The following is a 16,944-nucleotide window of genomic DNA, read 5'->3' as shown; positions in this document are numbered from 1 at the left end:
TCGGGCAGGCGGTGATAGGCCTGCGGGCCGACGACGATGTCGACATTGCGGGCGCGGCGCTGGATTTCGCCGCCTTCGGCCTGGGCGACGCAGCCGGCCACCGCGATCATCGGGCGGCTGCCGTCCTCGCGCGTCAGGCGGCCGATGTCGGAAAAGACCTTGTCCACCGCCTTTTCCCGGATGTGGCAGGTATTGAGGATTACGAGGTCGGCTTGCCCCCCGTCCGCCGCCGCCGTCATGCCCTGCGTGCCCAGCATTTCGGCCATGCGCTCGCCATCATAGACGTTCATCTGGCAGCCGAAGCTCTTGACGTGGAAGGTCGTAGGGCTGGTCTTGGCGGGAGTCCGGGAGGCGTCGTGACGATTCATATGGGTCCGCTATACAGAGGGCGGACGATCAGCGGAAGGGCGCTGATGCGCGGCGATGCTGGCGGCGATGCTTGTCCGCGCGAGAGCGGCGATCGCCTTGCGGTCGGGGCAGGTCGCCGGATCGAAGGGTTCTAGGAAGCGGATCGTGACGCGGAGCGGTCCCTTCCGCGAGAGCAGCCGCGCGGCGTTCGCCCCGGCGGCTTCCTCGCCTGCCCAGGCGATCTCGGCGGCGGCTTCGCCATAGTCGATATGGACGGGCTGGATCAGCACCGGGCGGGGCGGGGGCAGGAGGACGGCGAGCAAAGCGGGCTTGAAGGGGAGGAGCGTGCGGCCGTCGCCGGTGGTGCCTTCGGGGAAGAGCGCGACCGGTTGATGCCCGAGCATGGCGGCGCGCAATGCGTCTATCTGTCCCGATAGGGCGCCACGCCGCTCCCGCGAGACGAAGAGCGTGTTGTTCTGCGCCGCGAGCCAGCCGATCGCGGGCCAGGCGGCGACATCATCCTTCGACACGAAGGCCGCGCCGGTCGCGCCGCCGAGCGCCAATATGTCGATCCAGCTGACATGGTTGGCGAGGAGGAACATATCGCCGCTGGTCGGCCGGCCCTCGACCCGCACGCGCGCGCCGACCGATCGCGCCGCCATGGCGAGAAAGCGGCGGGGCCAGGGGGAGGGGCGGCGGGCGAGACGCCAGAGCAGATGGAGCGGCAGGCAGAGCACCAGGCTGGCGACCAGCGCGCCGATGCGCAGGATGCGACGCAGCGCGCCCAAGGCGGGATCAGTTCTTGCGGTCGAGCGCGACGCCGTACAATTCCATGCGGTGATCGACCAGGCGGAAGCCCAATTTTTCGGCAATCTGCTTTTGCAGCTGTTCGAGTTCGGGATCGACAAATTCGATGACGTTGCCGGTTTCGACGTCGATCAGATGGTCGTGATGCGCTTCGGGCGCGGCTTCGTAACGGGCGCGGCCGTCGCCGAAATCATGACGCTCCAGGATGCCCGCTTCCTCGAACAGGCGCACGGTGCGATAGACGGTGGCGATCGAGATGCCGGGATCGACCGCGGCGGAGCGGCGATGCAGTTCTTCCACATCCGGGTGATCGGTCGCGTCGCTCAAGACCTGCGCGATGACCCGGCGCTGCTCGGTGATGCGCAGCCCTTTTTCATGGCAGAGAGCTTCGACGTCGATTTTGCGGTTCATGCAGGCTCGCTTGCTGGCGGTGCGAAGGAAGGAGAAGCCTAGCGGCTTTTACGCATACAGGAAAGGGGCGCGTCGGCGACGCGCCCCTTGTCATGCTCGTCTGGCGCGGTAGCGCTTATTTTGCGCCGCGGGTGCGGCGGCGCTTGGTACCGAGGCCGATTTTCTTGGCGAGAGTGCGGCGCTGCTCGGCATAGTTGGGGGCGACCATCGGATAGTCGGCGGGCAGGCCCCACTTCGCGCGATAATCTTCCGGCGTCATCTGATAATGGGTCATCAAATGGCGCTTGAGCATCTTGAGCTTCTTGCCGTCTTCCAGGCAGATGATGTAGTCCGGCTTGATCGAGGAGCGGACCGAAACCGCCGGCTCCGGCTTCACTTCGGGCGCAGGCGCGGGCTGGCTGAGGCCCGACAGCGCCGCATGGACATTCTGGATCAGCGTGGACACGTCGCCAACAGCGACGCTGTTGTTCGAGACGTGAGCGGCGACGATGTCCGACGTCAAAGTAATGAGCAGTTCGCTCTGGGCTGATTCGTTTTCCATTTTCTGGTTTCCTGCGAAGGCTGTATGTAGTGCGACCCGCCCGAGGAAAATCATTTCAGGAGCGGTACGGGATCGCTAGACCCTCACAGCGCGATGTGCAAGGGCTTGCTGAGCTACATATGCATATCCTTGCGGAAGCTGAGCGCATCATGAAGTTGGCCATCATTACCGCGATAGTAACCGGGCCGGCGATGTACATATTCAAAACCGACTTTCTCGTATAAACCTATGGCGTTGTTCGTGGAACGTACTTCCAGGTTCATCGAAATTATGCCGCGTCGGCGGGCGGTGCGCAGACTGTCGCGCAGCAGCGTTTCGCCCACGCCCCGGCCGCGCCAGAGCGGATCGACCGCGAGCAGCAGAAGTTCGCATTCGTCGAGCACGGAGCGGACGAGCGCGAAGCCCAAGGGAGCGGCGTCGGTGCGCGCGATGGTGAGCCAGGTGCCGGGCATCAGCATGACGCCCGAGAGCTGCGGCAGCGTCCACGCCTCGCCATAAGCGGGGTCGAAGGCGCGGGCCATGACCGCCATCGCATCCGCCATGGCGTTGCGATCGGCCTCCTCATAGGTGTCGAGCGCGATGTCGGGCATCATGAGCCGGCACGCTCCGCCAGCGTCATCGCGTCGGCGCCCCGGCCGTAAATGGGGCTGGGGGGCAGAGGGGGAAGGCCGGCGATCAGCGCATAGTCGGCGGCGTCCGGATAAAGGGCGACCGCCGCGCCTGCGCCGCGCGCGGTGACGAGCGCTTCGGCCCCGGTGCCGTAGAAGCTGTCGGCCTCTATGTCCTGCGCCAGATCGGCAATCGGGGTGGAGGCGATGGCGGTGCGGGGGGTCAGCCCGTCGCTTTCAAAACATTGCCAGAAGAGTTCGCCATGGCCGCCGGTGATGGTGACGGCGATCGGGCCGCCGGGATGGTGCGCCGCCGCCGTCGCCGCGATCAGCGACGGGCTGCTATAGCCATGGACGGGGATCGCCCAGGCGAGAGCGAGGGCGCGCGCGGCGGCGATGCCGATGCGCACGCCGGTGAAGCTGCCGGGGCCGACATCGACCGCGATGCCGTCGGCGCGGCCGCCGTCGGGCAGGGCGGCGATGGCGGGCAGCAGCGCTTCGGCATGGCCGCGCCCGACAATCTTATGGAACCGGCCGATCGGCGCGCCATCCTCCAGCAGGGCAACGGACAATGCCTGGGTCGCGGTGTCGATCACCAGAAGGCGCAAGCGATACTCCCGTCAAGATTCGCCTTGCGGTTAATCGATCGGGCGGATTTTGCCAAATGGCTTGGGGGTGGCTCCATCTTCCCATGGAAGGGGAGGTGTCGCGCGCGAAGCGCGTGACGGCGGGTCGTCGCGCTATCGAGAGGCTGACACCCCCCCACCACACGCTTCGCGAGCGGTCCCCCTCCCCTTGCAGGGGAGGATGATTAAACGGCGCGGACTTCGGTTACTTCGGGGACATAATGTTTGAGCAGTTGCTCGATCCCGTTCTTGAGCGTCGCGGTGGAGGAGGGGCAGCCCGAGCAGGCGCCCTGCATCTTGAGGTACACGGTGCCCTTGTCGAAGCCGCGATAGATGATGTCGCCGCCGTCATTGGCGACGGCGGGGCGCACGCGGGTGTCGATGAGATCGCGGATCTGCTCCACGATCTCGGCGTCTTCCGGGTCGTCGGAAAAGGAGTCTTCGTCGGCCGGGACGCTGATGCCGGCGGCGGAGCCGGGCGCGAACAGCGGCATGTCGGCGGAAAAATGGTCGAGCAGGATGGCGAGGATGTCGGGCTTCACGTCCGACCATTGCGCCCCCGGCGCGATCGTGACCGAGATGAAGTCGCTGCCGAAGAAGACGCCGGTGACGTCGCCCAGGCCGAACAATGCGTCGGCGAGCGGCGAGGCTTCGGCTTCCTCGGGAGATGCGAAATCGCGCGTGCCCGACCCCATGACGATGCGGCCGGGGAGGAATTTGACGGTCGCCGGGTTCGGCGTGGCTTCGGTCTCGATCAGCATGATGCGCATGTGGCTACGAACGCGGTGAAGATCAAGCATAAGGGAACTTCGCGGGCGGCGGGCGATTGGGGGAAGGTGCAGCAAGGAGACAGGATGATGACCGACCAAGCCGAAATTCGCGATCGTTTCTGGAAGGAGCTGTCCGAAAGCCCGTTCCTGATGGTGGGGCTGATCGGCAGCACCGAGCATAGCCTGCCGATGACGGCGCAGCTCGACCCCGCCGCCAATCACTGCTTCTGGTTCTACACCTCCAAGGACAATCGGCTGGCCCCCGGCGGCCCCGCAATGGCGCAATTTTCGGCGAAGGATCACGACCTGTTCGCCTGCATCGAAGGGACGCTGACGCCGGAAACCGATCCGGCGGTGATTGACCGCTACTGGTCGAAGCAGGTCGAGGCCTGGTATCCCGGAGGGCGCAGCGATCCCAATCTGCTGATGCTCCGTTACGATCTGGGCACGGCGGAAATCTGGCTGGCGGACTTGTCCTTGAAGGGCGTGTTCAAGATGATGTTCGGCGGCGACGTGCGCGCGGAGATGAAGGGCAAGCATGCCGAAGTGGCGCTCTAATCTTCGCTGAATGACCGATGCGGCGGCCCGGCATGTCCGGGCCGCTTGCTTTTTGCCTGCCGCTGCGCCATATGCGCCGCAGCGCAGCGGATGGCCGTCATGGCCCCCTAGCGATTGGCAGCGTGATCGTCCGCACCTCCGAAGGGTGGCTGGACCGGCCAATGACAGTCTGCGCTAAGCTTTGAGGCTTCCCTTTTCACGCGGGTCGTTTCGTAACCCGCCTCGCGCCCTTGGCTGCCTTTCGCACCAGGCCGGCGCCCGGCCGACTTGTGAGCATATCCATGGAATTTACCGAACTTGGCCTTTCCGAGCCGATCCTGAAGGCGCTCGCCGCCAAGAATTACGCCACCCCCACCCCGATCCAGCAGAAGGCGATCCCTGTCCTGCTCGAAGGACGCGACCTGTGCGGCATCGCGCAGACCGGCACCGGCAAGACGGCGGCTTTCGCGCTGCCCAGCCTCGACTATTTCGCCTGCAACCCCAAGCCGACGCCCAAGCTCGGCTGCCGGATGCTGGTGCTGTCGCCCACCCGCGAACTCGCCGCGCAGATCGCGCAGAGCTTTCGCGACTATGGCCGCTTCCTGAAGCTGTCGGTGGAGACGGTGTTCGGCGGCGTGCCGATCAACAAGCAGATCCGTGCGCTCTCGCAAGGCGTCGACATCGTCGTCGCGACGCCCGGCCGCCTGCTCGACCTGATCGACCAGCGCTGCTTCACCATCAAGGACACGGAAATCTTCGTCCTCGACGAGGCCGACCAGATGATGGACATGGGCTTCATCCATCCGTTGAAGCGCGTCGCCAAGATGCTGCCGCAGGGCCGGCAGAATCTCTTCTTCTCGGCGACCATGCCCAAGGAGATCGAGGCGCTGGCCGCCCAGTTCCTGAACGATCCGGTCAAGGTCAGCGTAGCCCCGCAATCGACCACGGCGGAGCGGGTGCGCCAGCAGGCGACCTTCGTCAACCAGGCGGAGAAGCAGGCGCTGCTGCATATCGTGCTCAAGACCGAGGAGATCGACCGCGCGCTGATCTTCACCCGCACCAAGCATGGCGCGGACCGGGTCGTGCGTTTCCTCGAAGGCGCGGGCATCGACGCTTTCGCGATCCACGGCAACAAGAGCCAGGGCCAGCGCACCACTGCGCTCCAGGCGTTCCGCCAGGGCAAGGTGAAGCTGCTGGTCGCGACCGACATCGCCGCGCGCGGCATCGACGTGTCGGGCGTGAGCCACGTCATCAACTTCGAGATTCCCAACGTGCCGGAGCAATATGTCCACCGCATCGGCCGCACCGCGCGCGCCGGGGCGGAGGGCGTGGCGATCAGCTTCGTGGCGGACGACGAGCGGCCTTATCTCAAGGCCATCGAGAAGGCGACGCGGGTGAAGCTCGACATCGCGCCGCTGCCGGAGAATTTCATGGAGGCGGTGCGAAATCTGCCCAAGCCGGCCGCGCCGAAGAAGGGGCCAAGCCAGTCGCCCGCTCAGCAGGCGAAGAGGGCCGAGGGGCAGCGCCGCTATCAGGATGGGCAGAAGGCCGCGCGCGGTGCGCCCGGCAATGCGCGGCGGAGCGAAGGCGAGGGCGCTAACGGCGCGCCGCGTCGGCGTCGTCGCGGGGGCGGTGGTGTCGGCGCGCACAAGGGCGCGGTGCAGCGGACCGGCGCGCCACGCTGAGGCGGAGCGCATGGCGGCCGTGATTTTGGGAAGGCGGATGTGCGAGTGCATGTCCGCCTTTTCCTTTTATGGGTCGGCGTTCGACCATTTATGGACGCGGGGTCAGGGCCGAAAAGCGGCAAAGCCGACATTAACCGGTTGGCCGCATTTTGGATGATAGTATCGGGAAATGCTGACGCGCACGTCCATTATCTTACTGTGCCTAGCCTGTGCGGCCTGCGAGAGAAGTCCGGTGCCGGAGCAGGTGCAAAAAATGGCGAGCACTGAGTTCCCTGACGATAACCGGCTTCACGTCCAGCAACGGGGTAAGCTTGCAATCAAGCCATCAACGCAGTTTTGCAAGTTCCGTAAGAGTTGGGGTCTTGATGGAATCGTTCTTCGGAACGCACTCGAACATCACAGACAATTCGTATCGTCTCAGCGCACCAACGGCATTGCTGGCGAAACGCCGGGATGCGACCAACCGGACGTCATCATCATCTACGGCTATGAAGCCGCCAATCGGTATGGTCGCCCTTACAAACTGATCTTGGCCGCCTGGCAAGGCAACGCAGCATGGGTTGGCACCTTGTCGAGAAGTAAAGGCTCGCGCCCAGGTGTGACGGTCACGCCAGTTGGCGCGACGCCCGCGATGATATTTAGGGATTTCAATGGTGAACGTCTTCAGCAGGAATCCATTGAATTGGATTGGCAGGATTTGTCAGCAATCCTTCTGAAGAGCAGCGAGTGGAGAGGCAAATAGGTCACGGCGAAATTCACGCTTGCGGTTGGAACAGACAGCAGACCGTATGAAATCCACCCTCTTAGTCACACCTGGTCGCCACCCCCACCTGCCCCACTTGTCAGTGGTCATTCAGGAAAAGGGCGCTAGGCTTGCCGTCTATGCGCTTATCCCCACGCCGTTCGGCCGCTTCGCTCAGCATCATCGCTCTTCTGCTCTCCGGCGCGCCGCTGGTCGCCGCGCCAGCCGATGCTCCCCAGGCCGCGCAGGGCGCTTCTCAGGCGCAGGTTCGGCCGTGGCTTTATGAGAATAGCGATGTGCCGATCGATCCGGCGTGGCGGTTCGGCACCTTGTCCAACGGGTTGCGCTATGCGGTGCGGCGCAACGGGGTGCCGCCGGGGCAGGTGTCCGTGCGGCTGCGGATCGATGCCGGGTCGCTGATGGAGCGGCCGGACGAGCTTGGCTATGCCCATTATATCGAGCATCTCTCGATGCGCGGGTCGCGCCATGTGCCCGATGGCGAATCCAAGCGCATCTGGCAGCGGCTGGGGGTGACCTTCGGCAGCGACAGCAATGCGCAGACGACGCCGACCGGGACCACCTATGCGCTCGACCTGCCGCAGGCGACGCAGGCGAGCCTTGGCGAAAGCATGAAGATCTTGGCCGGGATGATGACCGACCCCAATATCGTCGACAGCGCGGTGGCGGCCGAGCGCGCGGTGGTGCTGGCGGAGAAGCGCGAGAGCGACGGGCCGCAATCGCGCCTGTCCGAAGCGAGCCGGCTGCATTTCTTTTCCGGCCAGCCGCTCGCCGACCATGCGCCGATCGGCACGGTCGCGACGCTGAACGCGGCGACGGCGGCGAAGGTCGAGGCGTTCCACAATCGTTGGTATCGTCCCGAAAACGCGGTGATCGCGATCGCGGGCGACATCGATCCGGCGCTGGCCGAGCAGGTCATCAAGGATAATTTTTCGAGCTGGCAGGGGGTCGGACCGGGCGCGGAACTGCCCGATTTCGGCGCGCCCGATGCCAAGCAGCCGGCGACGCGGATTTTCGTGGAGCCGGGCGTGCCGCTGGGCCTCACCATGGCGTGGCTGCGGCCCTGGAAGCCGCACGCCGACACCATCGTCTATAATCAGGACAAGCTGACCGACATGCTGGCGCTCCAGATCGTCAGCCGGCGGCTGGAGCGGGCGGCGCGGGCCGGCGGCAGCTTCCTGCAATCGAGCGTCGACCAGCAGGATGTCGCGCGGTCGGTGGACGGCACGTTCCTGACGATCGTGCCGACCGGCGACGATTGGGAAAAGGCGCTGCGCGACGTGCGCGGGATCATCGAGGATGCGAAGGCCGCGCCGCCGAGCCAGGCGGAGATCGACCGCGAATATGCGCAGCTCGACACCGCGCTCGCGATCGGTGTGGAGAATGCCGATACCGAGCCGGGCTCCAAGCAGGCGAGCGATCTGGTGAGCGCGGTCGACATTCGCGAGACGACGGTGAGCCCGCAGGCGGCGGTCGACATCTTCCGCGCCGGGCGGCCGGCGATGACGCCGCAGAAGATCCTGGATTCGACGCGCCGACTGTTCACCGCCGGCGTGTTCCGCGCTCTGCTGGTCAGCGGCAAGACGCTGCCGGGGGCCGAGGCGAAGCTCGCCGCTGCGGTCGCCGCGCCGGTCAAAGCGGCGGCCAATGTGCGCTTGGCCGACAAGGCGGTGACGATGGACGACCTGCCCAAATTCGGGCCGCCCGGAACCGTCGTGTCGCGCGCGCCGGTGGGCCTTCAGGGGATGGAGAGCATCACTTTCTCCAACGGGGTGAAGCTGACCCTGTTCGCCAATGATGTCGAGACCGAGAAGGTGCGCGTCAATGTCCGCTTCGGCCATGGGCAGCAGGCCTTTTCGCCGACCAAGCCGGTCCCCGGATGGGCGGCGGACTATGCGCTGATGGCGAGCGGGATCGGCACGCTGGGGCAAAGCGAGCTGGACGAGCTGACCAACGGCCGGCGGATCGGCATGGATTTCAACATCGACGATGACGCCTTCGAGCTGTCGGCGCTGACCCGGCCGGCCGACTATAAGGACCAGCTGCGGCTGTTCGCAGCGAAGCTGGCGGCGCCGGGTTGGGATCCGGCCCCGATCGGGCGGGTCAAGACCGGCGCGGCGGTCGCTTACGACGCGCTGTCGCGGTCGCCCGACGCGGTGATCGGGCGCGATCTCAACTGGCTGTTGCACGACAAGGATGTGCGCTTCCGCACGCCGACACGGGCGGAAATCGACGCGCTGACGCCGCAGGCGTTCCGGGCGACCTGGGAGCCGCTGCTGGCGTCGGGGCCGATCGAGGTGCAGATTTTCGGGCAGGTGAAGGCGGAAGAAGCGATCGCGACGGTCGCCGCGACCTTCGGCGCGCTGCCGGCACGGCCCAACGTGCCGGTGCCCGCCGCGAACCGGGCGATGCGCTTCCCCGCCCATGTCGAAACGCCGGTGGTGCTGCGGCACAAGGGCGACAAGGAGCAGGCAGCGGCCGTGCTGGCCTGGCCCACGGCGGGGGGCTTCACGCTCCAGAAGGGGGCGCGGCAGCTGGAGATATTGACCCAGATCTTCAACGATCGGCTGTTCGACAAGCTGCGGTCGACCGAAGGCGCGGCCTATTCGCCGAGCGTCCAGAATAACTGGCCCTTCTCGTTCGAGAGCGGCGGCTATATCCTCGTCACCAGCCAGGTGCGGCCCGACCGCGTCGCCTATTTCTACGATGTCGTGAAGCAGACCGCCGCCGACCTTGCCAAGACGCCGGTCAGCGACGACGAGTTGCAACGCGCGGTCGCGCCGATGCGGCAGTTGCTGCTGCGCGCGAGCACGGGCAACAGCTTCTGGATGAAGCAGATGGCGGGATCGACCCAGGATCCGCGCTATATCGACGCGATGAACACGATGTCGCAGGATATGCTGAGCGTCACCCCCGCGCAGTTGCAGGCGCTCGCCGCCAAATATCTGGTGCCGGGCAGAAGCTGGTCGGCGGTGGTGCTGCCCGAGGGCGTCGCGGCGCGCTGATGCGCCGGCGACGTCAGGCGGGAAGCACCTCGTCTATCAACTGCGCGTAGAGCCGGACATAATGGAGATGCAGCGCGCGGATGCGCGGGTTGGTCGCGCGGTCGGCGAGCGCGCGATTGCGCTCCATCCGCTCGGCGAAATAGCCCCGGTCGAAACGGCCGCTGTTCGTCATTCTGGGTGCCTCCCTTTGCTGTTTGGCGTCCCCAATGCCGGGCCGGCTTGGCGGGTTGCGGCGATAGCGTCGAAGATGTTCGCACCTGCGGCGAACCGACGGAAGCGCGGGGCAGGATGTGGATCAGCTGACGCGCAGCGCCGCCACGATCATCCGCGCGGATCGCTGCGCGGTCTGCGCGGTGCCGATCCGGGGCCGCGACAGGCCGCGGTGGTTGAGGCCGAACAGGCAGGCGAGCACGAGATCCTCGGCGGCGTCCAGCGCGTCGCCGGTCAGCCGTTCGTTTGCGGCGCAGGCGAAATAGCGGATAAACTCGCGAAACCGTGCGCACATGTCGCCGATCGTCTCGCCTACGGCGGGGTTGCGGAACGCCTCCGCCATGATGTCGAAAGCGAGCCCATCCTCTTCCTCATCGATGCCGTAGAGCAGCACTTCCTCGAATGTGCGCTCGACGCTCAACCCGCCCGCGTCCAGCCGCTGACGCAATTCGGCCATGTCGTTGCACCATTGGTCAGCATGATCCCGGACGAGCGCCGCGATAATCTCTTCCTTGCTTTTGAAGAGACGGTAGATCTGTCCCACCGACACGTCTGCTGCGCCTGCGAGGTCGACCATGGGCGTCTGGTGGAAGCCGTTGCTGCCAAACAAGCTGCGTGCGGCGGACAAGATCCGCTGCCGCCCGTCCTTCTCGTTGTGCGCTGCAACCAAAATTTCCCCCCGCCGCTTCAAGGCTCTTGAATTATCCCTGCCACGATCTATTTTCACCGACAAGTGGAATGAACATTCATTCCGCAATATCGATCCCGTCGAAAATGGAAATCAGACGATGCAAAAGGGGACATTCATCGGCCTGCTGGCGTGCGCGTCCGCGCTGGCGCTCAGCGCATGTGGCAAGCAGGAAGCGCCGCCGCCGCAGACCCCTACGGTCGGCGTCGTCACGCTGAAGGTCGAATCGGCCCCTCTCATCAACGAACTGCCGGGCAGGATCACTGCGCGCGAGACCGCCGAGGTGCGGCCGCAGATCAGCGGGGTGATCCGTCGCCGCACCTTCGAGGAGGGCGGCTACGTCAGCGCCGGGCAGCTGCTTTACGAGATCGAGGATGCGCCCTATCGCGCGGCGCTGGCGCAGGCGCAGGGGTCGCTCGCCAACGCGCAGGCGGCGATCCGGTCGACCAGCCTCCAGGCCCAGCGCTATCGCGAGCTGGTCGGCATCAACGCCGTGAGTCGCCAGGAATATGACAATGCCGAAGCGGCGGCGAGCCAAGCCCGCGCGACCGTCGCGGCGCAGCGCGGCGCGGTGCAGGCGGCGCAGGTCAATCAGAATTTCACCCGCATCCGCGCGCCCATTTCCGGGCGGATCGGCCGGTCGCTCTTCACCCCCGGCGCTCTGGTGCAGGCGGGGCAGGCGGATCCGCTGGCGACGATCCAGCGCACCGACAGCGTCTATGTCGACGTCACGCAATCGGCCGCGCAGATCATCGACCTGCGGCAGGCGATGAAGGCGGGCGGGGTCAGTGAGGCGGGCGGCGCGCGCATCCAGCTGCTGCTGCCCAACGGCAGCGCTTACCCGATCGAGGGGCGGCTGCAATTTTCCGAAGTGACGGTCGATCCGACATCCGGCGCGGTGACGCTGCGCGCCAGTTTCCCCAATCCCGACGGGTTGCTGCTGCCCGGCATGTATGTCCGCGCGCGTCTGGTGGAAGGGCAGCGGACCAACGCCATTCTCGCCCCGCAGCAGGGCATCAGCCGCGACGCGCGCGGCCGCGCGACCGCGCTGGTGGTGGGCCGCGACAACAAGGTCGAGATGCGCCAGGTCGAAGTGGATCGCGCGGTCGGCGACAAGTGGATCGTGACCAAGGGGCTGAAGGCCGGCGACCGGCTGATCGTCGAGGGGCTGGTCAATCTGCGCCCCGGCACGGTCGTCAAACCCGGCGCGCCGCAGCAGGTGACCGCCGGGCAGAATGGCGCCGCGGGCGGGGCGCGATAAGCCATGGCCCGCTACTTCATCGACCGGCCCATCTTCGCATGGGTCATCGCCATCGTCATCATGCTCGCCGGATTGCTCGCGATCCGGTCCTTGCCGGTGGCGCAGTTCCCCGAGATTGCGCCGCCGGCGGTGACGATCCAGACCACCTATCCGGGCGCGAACGCCCAGACGCTGGCGAGCACGACGACGCAGATCATCGAGCAGCAGCTCAAGGGCATCGACAATCTGCGCTACTTCTCGTCCACCAGCGACGGATCGGGCAATCTCAACATCACCCTGACCTTCGAGCAGGGGACAGACCCCGACATCGCGCAGGTGCAGGTGCAGAACAAGCTGGCGCAGGCGACGCCGTTGCTGCCGCAGGAAGTGCAGCAGCAGGGGCTGCGCGTCGCCAAGTCGGCGGCGAGCTTCCTCCTGATCCTGGCGGTCTATGCCGACGACGGCATCCATGACGGCCAGGATACGGCGGACTTCGTCGCGTCGTCGTTGCAGGATCCGATCAGCCGCGTCACCGGGGTGGGCGACACGGTGCTGTTCGGATCGCAATATGCGATGCGTATCTGGCTCGACCCCTTCAAGATGGCGACGCTCCAGGTAACGACCAGCGACGTCAAGAATGCGATCCGGGCGCAGAATGCGCAGGTGTCCGCCGGGCAGATCGGCGGCGTGCCGGCCCCGGCGGGGCAGGCGCTGAACGCCACGGTCACGGCGCAATCGCGGCTGCGCACGCCCGAGGAATTCCGCAACATCCGCCTGCGCAGCAATCCCGACGGTTCGGTGGTGCTGTTGTCGGACGTAGCGCGGGTCGAACTGGGCGCGGAAAATTATGGCTTCGGACCGAAGTTCAACGGGCATCCCGCCGCCGGTTTCGGCATCAGGCTGGCGCCGGGGGCCAATGCGCTCGAAACCGTCACGGCGGTCAAGGAGCGGGTCGATCAGCTGTCGAAGAATTTCCCGGTCTGGGTCAAATATGACTTCCCGGTCGACAATTCGACCTTCGTGCGGCTGTCGGTCGAGCAGGTGATCGAGACGCTGTTCGAGGCGGTGCTGCTGGTCTTCGTCGTCATGTTCATCTTCCTCCAGAACTGGCGGGCGACGCTGATCCCGACGATCGCGGTGCCGGTGGTGCTGCTGGGGTCGCTGGCGGTGCTGAGCGCGGCGGGCTTCACCATCAATACGCTCACCCTGTTCGGCATGGTGCTGGCGATCGGCCTGCTGGTCGACGACGCGATCGTGGTGGTGGAAAATGTCGAGCGCCTGATCCAGACCGAGGGCCTCAGCCCGCGCGAGGCGGCGCGCAAGTCGATGGACGAGATCAGCGGCGCGCTGATCGGCATCGGCCTGGTGCTGTCGGCGGTGTTCCTGCCGATGGCCTTCTTCGGCGGATCGACCGGCGTCATCTTCCGGCAATTTTCGATCACCATCGTGTCGTCGATGATCCTGTCGGTGCTGGTCGCGCTGATCCTGACGCCGGCATTGTGCGCCACGATCCTGCGCCCGGTGGAGCATGGGCATAGCTGGCACGGCCCGATCGGCTCGATCTTCGGCCGCTTCTTCGACTGGTTCAACCGCACCTTCGACAGGGGCGTGACCCGTTACGGCCAGGGCGTCCAGAAGGTCGAGCGGCGCTGGGGCCGGACCATGATCGTCTACGGGCTGATCGTTGTCGGCATGGCCTTCATCTTCCTGCGGCTGCCGGGCGGCTTCCTGCCCGAAGAGGACCAGGGCATCATCATCAACCAGGTGTCGCTGCCCGCCGGCAGCACGATCGAGGAAACCGAGCGCGCGCTGGCCCGTATGCGAAAGCATTATGTCACCGAAGAGAAGGGCAATGTGGCCGCCATCTTCACCATCGCCGGCTTCGGCTTTGTCGGCCAAGGGCAGAATGTCGGCATCCTCTTCGCGCGGATGAAGCCGTGGGAGGCGCGCCACGGCGAGAAGAACAGCGTTCCCGCGATCGCGCTGCGTGCCAATATGGCGTTCCAGAAGATCAAGGCGGGCATGGCCTTCGCCTTCGTGCCGCCGGCGGTGCAGGAACTGGGCAATGCGTCGGGGTTCGATTTCCAGCTGCTCGATCAGGCCAATCTGGGGCATGAGGCGCTGCTGGCCGCGCGCAACCAGCTGCTCGGCATGGCGATGGCCGACAAGAGGCTGGCGCAGGTGCGGCCCAACGGCCTGGAGGACACGCCGCAACTCAAGCTCAACGTCGATCAGGCGGCAGCGGGCGCTCTGGGCATCGCGCAGGCCGACGTCAACGACACGATCAGCACCAATCTGGGCGGCGCCTACGTCAACGACTTCATCGATCGCGACCGGGTGAAGCGGGTCTATGTTCAGGCCGATGCGCCGTTCCGCACCTCGCCCGATGCGGTGAGCGCCTATCATGTGCGCGGGAGCAGCGGGACCATGGCGCCGCTGTCTGCCTTTTCCACGACGGAATGGGTGCAGGGGCCGGCGCGACTGGAACGCTATAACGGCGTGCCGTCGATGAATATTCAGGGCAGCCCAGCGCCGGGCGTATCGACCGGCACCGCGATGCAGGCGATGGAGGAGATGGCGGCCAAGCTGCCGCCCGGCATCGGCTTTGCCTGGAACGGCATTTCCTATGAGGAAAAGACGTCCGGCGGGCAGGCGCCCTATGTCTATGCGCTCTCGATGCTGATCGTGTTCCTGTGCCTGGCCGCGCTATACGAAAGCTGGTCGGTGCCGATCGCGGTGATCCTGGTGGTGCCGCTCGGCGTGCTCGGCGCGGTGATCGCAGCGACGCTGGCGGGACTCGACAACGACATCTACTTGCAGGTCGGCCTCATCACGACGATCGGCGTGTCGGCGAAGAACGCGATCCTGATCGTCGAATTTGCCGAAGAGAAGATGCGCGAGGGCATGGCGCCGGCGCAGGCGGCGCTAGAGGCGGGCAAGCTGAGGCTGCGGCCGATCCTGATGACGAGCTTCGCCTTCATCTTCGGCGTGCTGCCGCTGGCTATGTCCACGGGCGCGGGCGCGGGCGGACAGAATGCGATCGGCTGGGCCGTAGTCGGCGGGATGCTGTCGGCGACGGTGCTGGCGATCTTCTTCGTGCCGGTCTTCTTCACCGTGGTGAAGCGGCTGTTCCGCGAACATAAGGACCATGAGGCGGCAGGCGACCGGGCGACCCCCGGCGCGCCGCGGGAGGCTTGAACAGCATGACGCGCAGCATCCATGCGCTGGGCGCGCTTACCGTTTCGCTGGCGCTTGCCGGCTGCGACCTGGCGCCCAAATATGTCCGGCCAGCGAGCCCGGTGCCGGTCGCATCGCCGCAGGGGCCGGCCTATGCCGCCGATGCGGGCGGCGCGATCGTGCCGGCGGACACGGCCTGGCGCGATTTCTTCACCGACGCCCGGCTGGCGCGGGTGATCGAGACCGCGCTCGCGAACAATCGCGATCTGCGGCTGGCGGTCGCCAATATCGCGCAGGCGCGGGCGCAATATCGGGTGCAGCGCGCCGACTTGCTGCCCACGGTCGGCGCGACCGGCAGCGCCACCTATAGCGAGCAGCCGCTGGTGCAGTTCGGCCAGTCGCAGCGGCTGAACAACGATGTCTATCAGGCGGAGATCGGCATTTCGTCCTGGGAGATCGACCTGTTCGGCCGGGTGCGGAACCTGAGCAAGGCGGCGCAGGAGCAATATTTCGCGGCGGTCGAGAACCGCAACGCCGCGCAAACCGCGCTGATCGCCGAAACCGCCAACGCCTGGCTGACCATGGCGGCGGATCAGGAGCGGCTGCGGATCGCGCGCGATCTGGAGCAGGCGTTCGGCAAGACGCTGGAACTGACCCGCGCCCGTTTCGCCAAGGGCATCGCGTCGGAACTGGAGGTGCGGCAGGCGCAGACCAGCTATGACCAGGCGCGGTCCGACATCGCGCAGGCGACGACGCTGGTGGCGCAGGACCAGAATGCGCTCAACCTGCTGGCCGGGACGACCGTGCCTGCAGGCGACCTGCCCGATGCGATGCCGCAGGGGAGCGCGACGCTGGAAAATCTGCCGGCCAATATCCCCTCGGACGTGCTGCTGCGCCGGCCCGACATCGCGGCGGCGGAGCATGATCTGCGCGGCGCGAACGCCAATATCGGCGCGGCGCGGGCGGCCTTCTTCCCCACCATTTCGCTGACGGCGGCGTTTGGATCGGTGAGCCAGGGCCTGTCCAACCTGTTCGGCAGCGGCAGCGATTTCTGGTCGGTCGCGCCGTCGGCGAACCTGTCGCTGTTCGATTTCGGACGGCGCAAGGGCAATCTCCAATATGCCCGAGCGACCTATGACGCGATGGTCGCCACCTATGAGAAAAGCGTGCAGACGGGCTTTCGCGAGGTCGCCGACGCGCTCGCCCGGCGGGGCACGATGGCACAGCAGGTCGAGGCGCAGACATCGCTGCGCGATTCGGCGCGGGTCGCCTATACGCTGTCGGAAGCGCGGTTTCGCGCGGGGGTCGACAATTTCCTCTCGACGCTGGATTCGCAGCGGGCGCTTTACAATGCCGAGCAGAGCCTGCTGGCGACGCGGCTGACGCGGTCGAGCAATATGGTCGAGCTGTATCGCGCGCTGGGGGGCGGGCTGAAATAGAGCGCGCACCGCGCAGCGGTTCGGCAAACGATTGCAATTGACACTGTCTCTGCTATACCCGGCTGCCGCGACCGGATAAACCGGACCGGGCA

At 66.1% G+C, this 16,944-nt stretch carries 15 protein-coding genes and 1 pseudogene; 7 read left to right on the top strand and 9 right to left on the bottom strand.

Features of this window, described 5'->3' with window-relative positions; translation table 11 throughout:
- The 7 genes and pseudogenes from V2B31_RS14310 to V2B31_RS14280 all read right to left on the bottom strand — a co-directional run.
- Positions 1-368, bottom strand: a pseudogene (locus V2B31_RS14310) (tRNA (N6-isopentenyl adenosine(37)-C2)-methylthiotransferase MiaB); the annotation flags it as partial.
- Positions 369-377: 9 nt separating this feature from the next.
- On the bottom strand, positions 378-1,136 hold the full coding sequence (locus V2B31_RS14305) for a lysophospholipid acyltransferase family protein (protein ID WP_328279646.1): 759 nt from the start codon (positions 1,134-1,136) through the stop codon (positions 378-380).
- Between the two features lie 7 nt (positions 1,137-1,143).
- On the bottom strand, positions 1,144-1,566 hold the full coding sequence (locus tag V2B31_RS14300; RefSeq protein ID WP_328279644.1) for a Fur family transcriptional regulator: 423 nt from the start codon (positions 1,564-1,566) through the stop codon (positions 1,144-1,146).
- A 115-nt stretch (positions 1,567-1,681) separates the two neighbouring features.
- Entirely contained in the window at positions 1,682-2,107 is a 426-nt protein-coding gene (locus V2B31_RS14295; protein ID WP_328279643.1) for a MucR family transcriptional regulator, read from the bottom strand.
- 113 nt (positions 2,108-2,220) lie between these two features.
- Positions 2,221-2,700, bottom strand: coding sequence for a GNAT family N-acetyltransferase (locus V2B31_RS14290; RefSeq protein ID WP_328279641.1), 480 nt, complete (start codon positions 2,698-2,700; stop codon positions 2,221-2,223).
- A complete protein-coding gene (tsaB, locus tag V2B31_RS14285) occupies positions 2,697-3,323 on the bottom strand; it encodes a tRNA (adenosine(37)-N6)-threonylcarbamoyltransferase complex dimerization subunit type 1 TsaB (RefSeq protein WP_328279639.1) in 627 nt (208 codons plus the stop codon). Before tsaB ends, V2B31_RS14290 begins: the two co-directional genes overlap by 4 nt.
- A gap of 203 nt (positions 3,324-3,526) precedes the next feature.
- Complete coding sequence (locus V2B31_RS14280) at positions 3,527-4,102, bottom strand: NifU family protein (protein ID WP_328279653.1); 576 nt, start codon at positions 4,100-4,102, stop codon at positions 3,527-3,529.
- Positions 4,103-4,198: 96 nt separating this feature from the next.
- On the opposite strand from V2B31_RS14280, the gene V2B31_RS14275 reads away from it, so the two are divergent.
- The 4 genes from V2B31_RS14275 to V2B31_RS14260 all read left to right on the top strand — a co-directional run bounded on the left by V2B31_RS14275 (position 4,199) and on the right by V2B31_RS14260 (position 10,098).
- Positions 4,199-4,669, top strand: coding sequence for a pyridoxamine 5'-phosphate oxidase family protein (locus V2B31_RS14275; RefSeq protein WP_328279651.1), 471 nt, complete (start codon positions 4,199-4,201; stop codon positions 4,667-4,669).
- Between the two features lie 281 nt (positions 4,670-4,950).
- Positions 4,951-6,333, top strand: a complete 1,383-nt coding sequence (locus V2B31_RS14270) for a DEAD/DEAH box helicase (protein WP_328279635.1) — start codon at positions 4,951-4,953, stop codon at positions 6,331-6,333.
- A 169-nt stretch (positions 6,334-6,502) separates the two neighbouring features.
- Positions 6,503-7,075 carry a hypothetical protein gene (locus tag V2B31_RS14265; protein ID WP_328279633.1) on the top strand — a complete coding sequence of 191 codons (573 nt, stop codon included), beginning with the start codon at positions 6,503-6,505 and terminating at the stop codon, positions 7,073-7,075.
- A 140-nt stretch (positions 7,076-7,215) separates the two neighbouring features.
- On the top strand, positions 7,216-10,098 hold the full coding sequence (locus tag V2B31_RS14260; RefSeq protein ID WP_328279631.1) for a M16 family metallopeptidase: 2,883 nt from the start codon (positions 7,216-7,218) through the stop codon (positions 10,096-10,098).
- A gap of 13 nt (positions 10,099-10,111) precedes the next feature.
- On the opposite strand, the gene V2B31_RS14255 is transcribed toward V2B31_RS14260, so the two are convergent.
- The gene (locus V2B31_RS14255) at positions 10,112-10,270 is read right to left on the bottom strand and encodes a hypothetical protein (protein ID WP_328279629.1); all 159 of its coding nucleotides are present in this window, start codon (positions 10,268-10,270) and stop codon (positions 10,112-10,114) included.
- A 123-nt stretch (positions 10,271-10,393) separates the two neighbouring features.
- On the bottom strand, positions 10,394-10,978 hold the full coding sequence (locus V2B31_RS14250) for a TetR/AcrR family transcriptional regulator (RefSeq protein ID WP_328279628.1): 585 nt from the start codon (positions 10,976-10,978) through the stop codon (positions 10,394-10,396).
- A 118-nt stretch (positions 10,979-11,096) separates the two neighbouring features.
- Here V2B31_RS14250 and V2B31_RS14245 point away from each other — a divergent pair, with 118 nt between their 5' ends.
- The 3 genes from V2B31_RS14245 to V2B31_RS14235 are packed head-to-tail and all read left to right on the top strand — an operon-like array spanning position 11,097 to position 16,852.
- Positions 11,097-12,257 carry an efflux RND transporter periplasmic adaptor subunit gene (locus tag V2B31_RS14245; RefSeq protein WP_328279626.1) on the top strand — a complete coding sequence of 387 codons (1,161 nt, stop codon included), beginning with the start codon at positions 11,097-11,099 and terminating at the stop codon, positions 12,255-12,257.
- 3 nt (positions 12,258-12,260) lie between these two features.
- Entirely contained in the window at positions 12,261-15,434 is a 3,174-nt protein-coding gene (locus tag V2B31_RS14240; RefSeq protein ID WP_328279624.1) for an efflux RND transporter permease subunit, read from the top strand.
- Positions 15,435-15,439: 5 nt separating this feature from the next.
- Positions 15,440-16,852 (top strand): efflux transporter outer membrane subunit, encoded by a 1,413-nt coding sequence (locus V2B31_RS14235; protein WP_328279622.1) that lies wholly within the window; start codon positions 15,440-15,442, stop codon positions 16,850-16,852.
- Positions 16,853-16,944: the final 92 nt, after the last annotated feature.

Origin of the sequence: Sphingobium sp. (assembly GCF_036170395.1) — a bacterium.
In the GTDB taxonomy this organism is placed as follows: domain Bacteria; phylum Pseudomonadota; class Alphaproteobacteria; order Sphingomonadales; family Sphingomonadaceae; genus Sphingobium.
The sequence above is the reverse complement of the archived record's forward strand: the minus strand, read 5'-3'. Positions and strand labels throughout refer to the sequence as shown.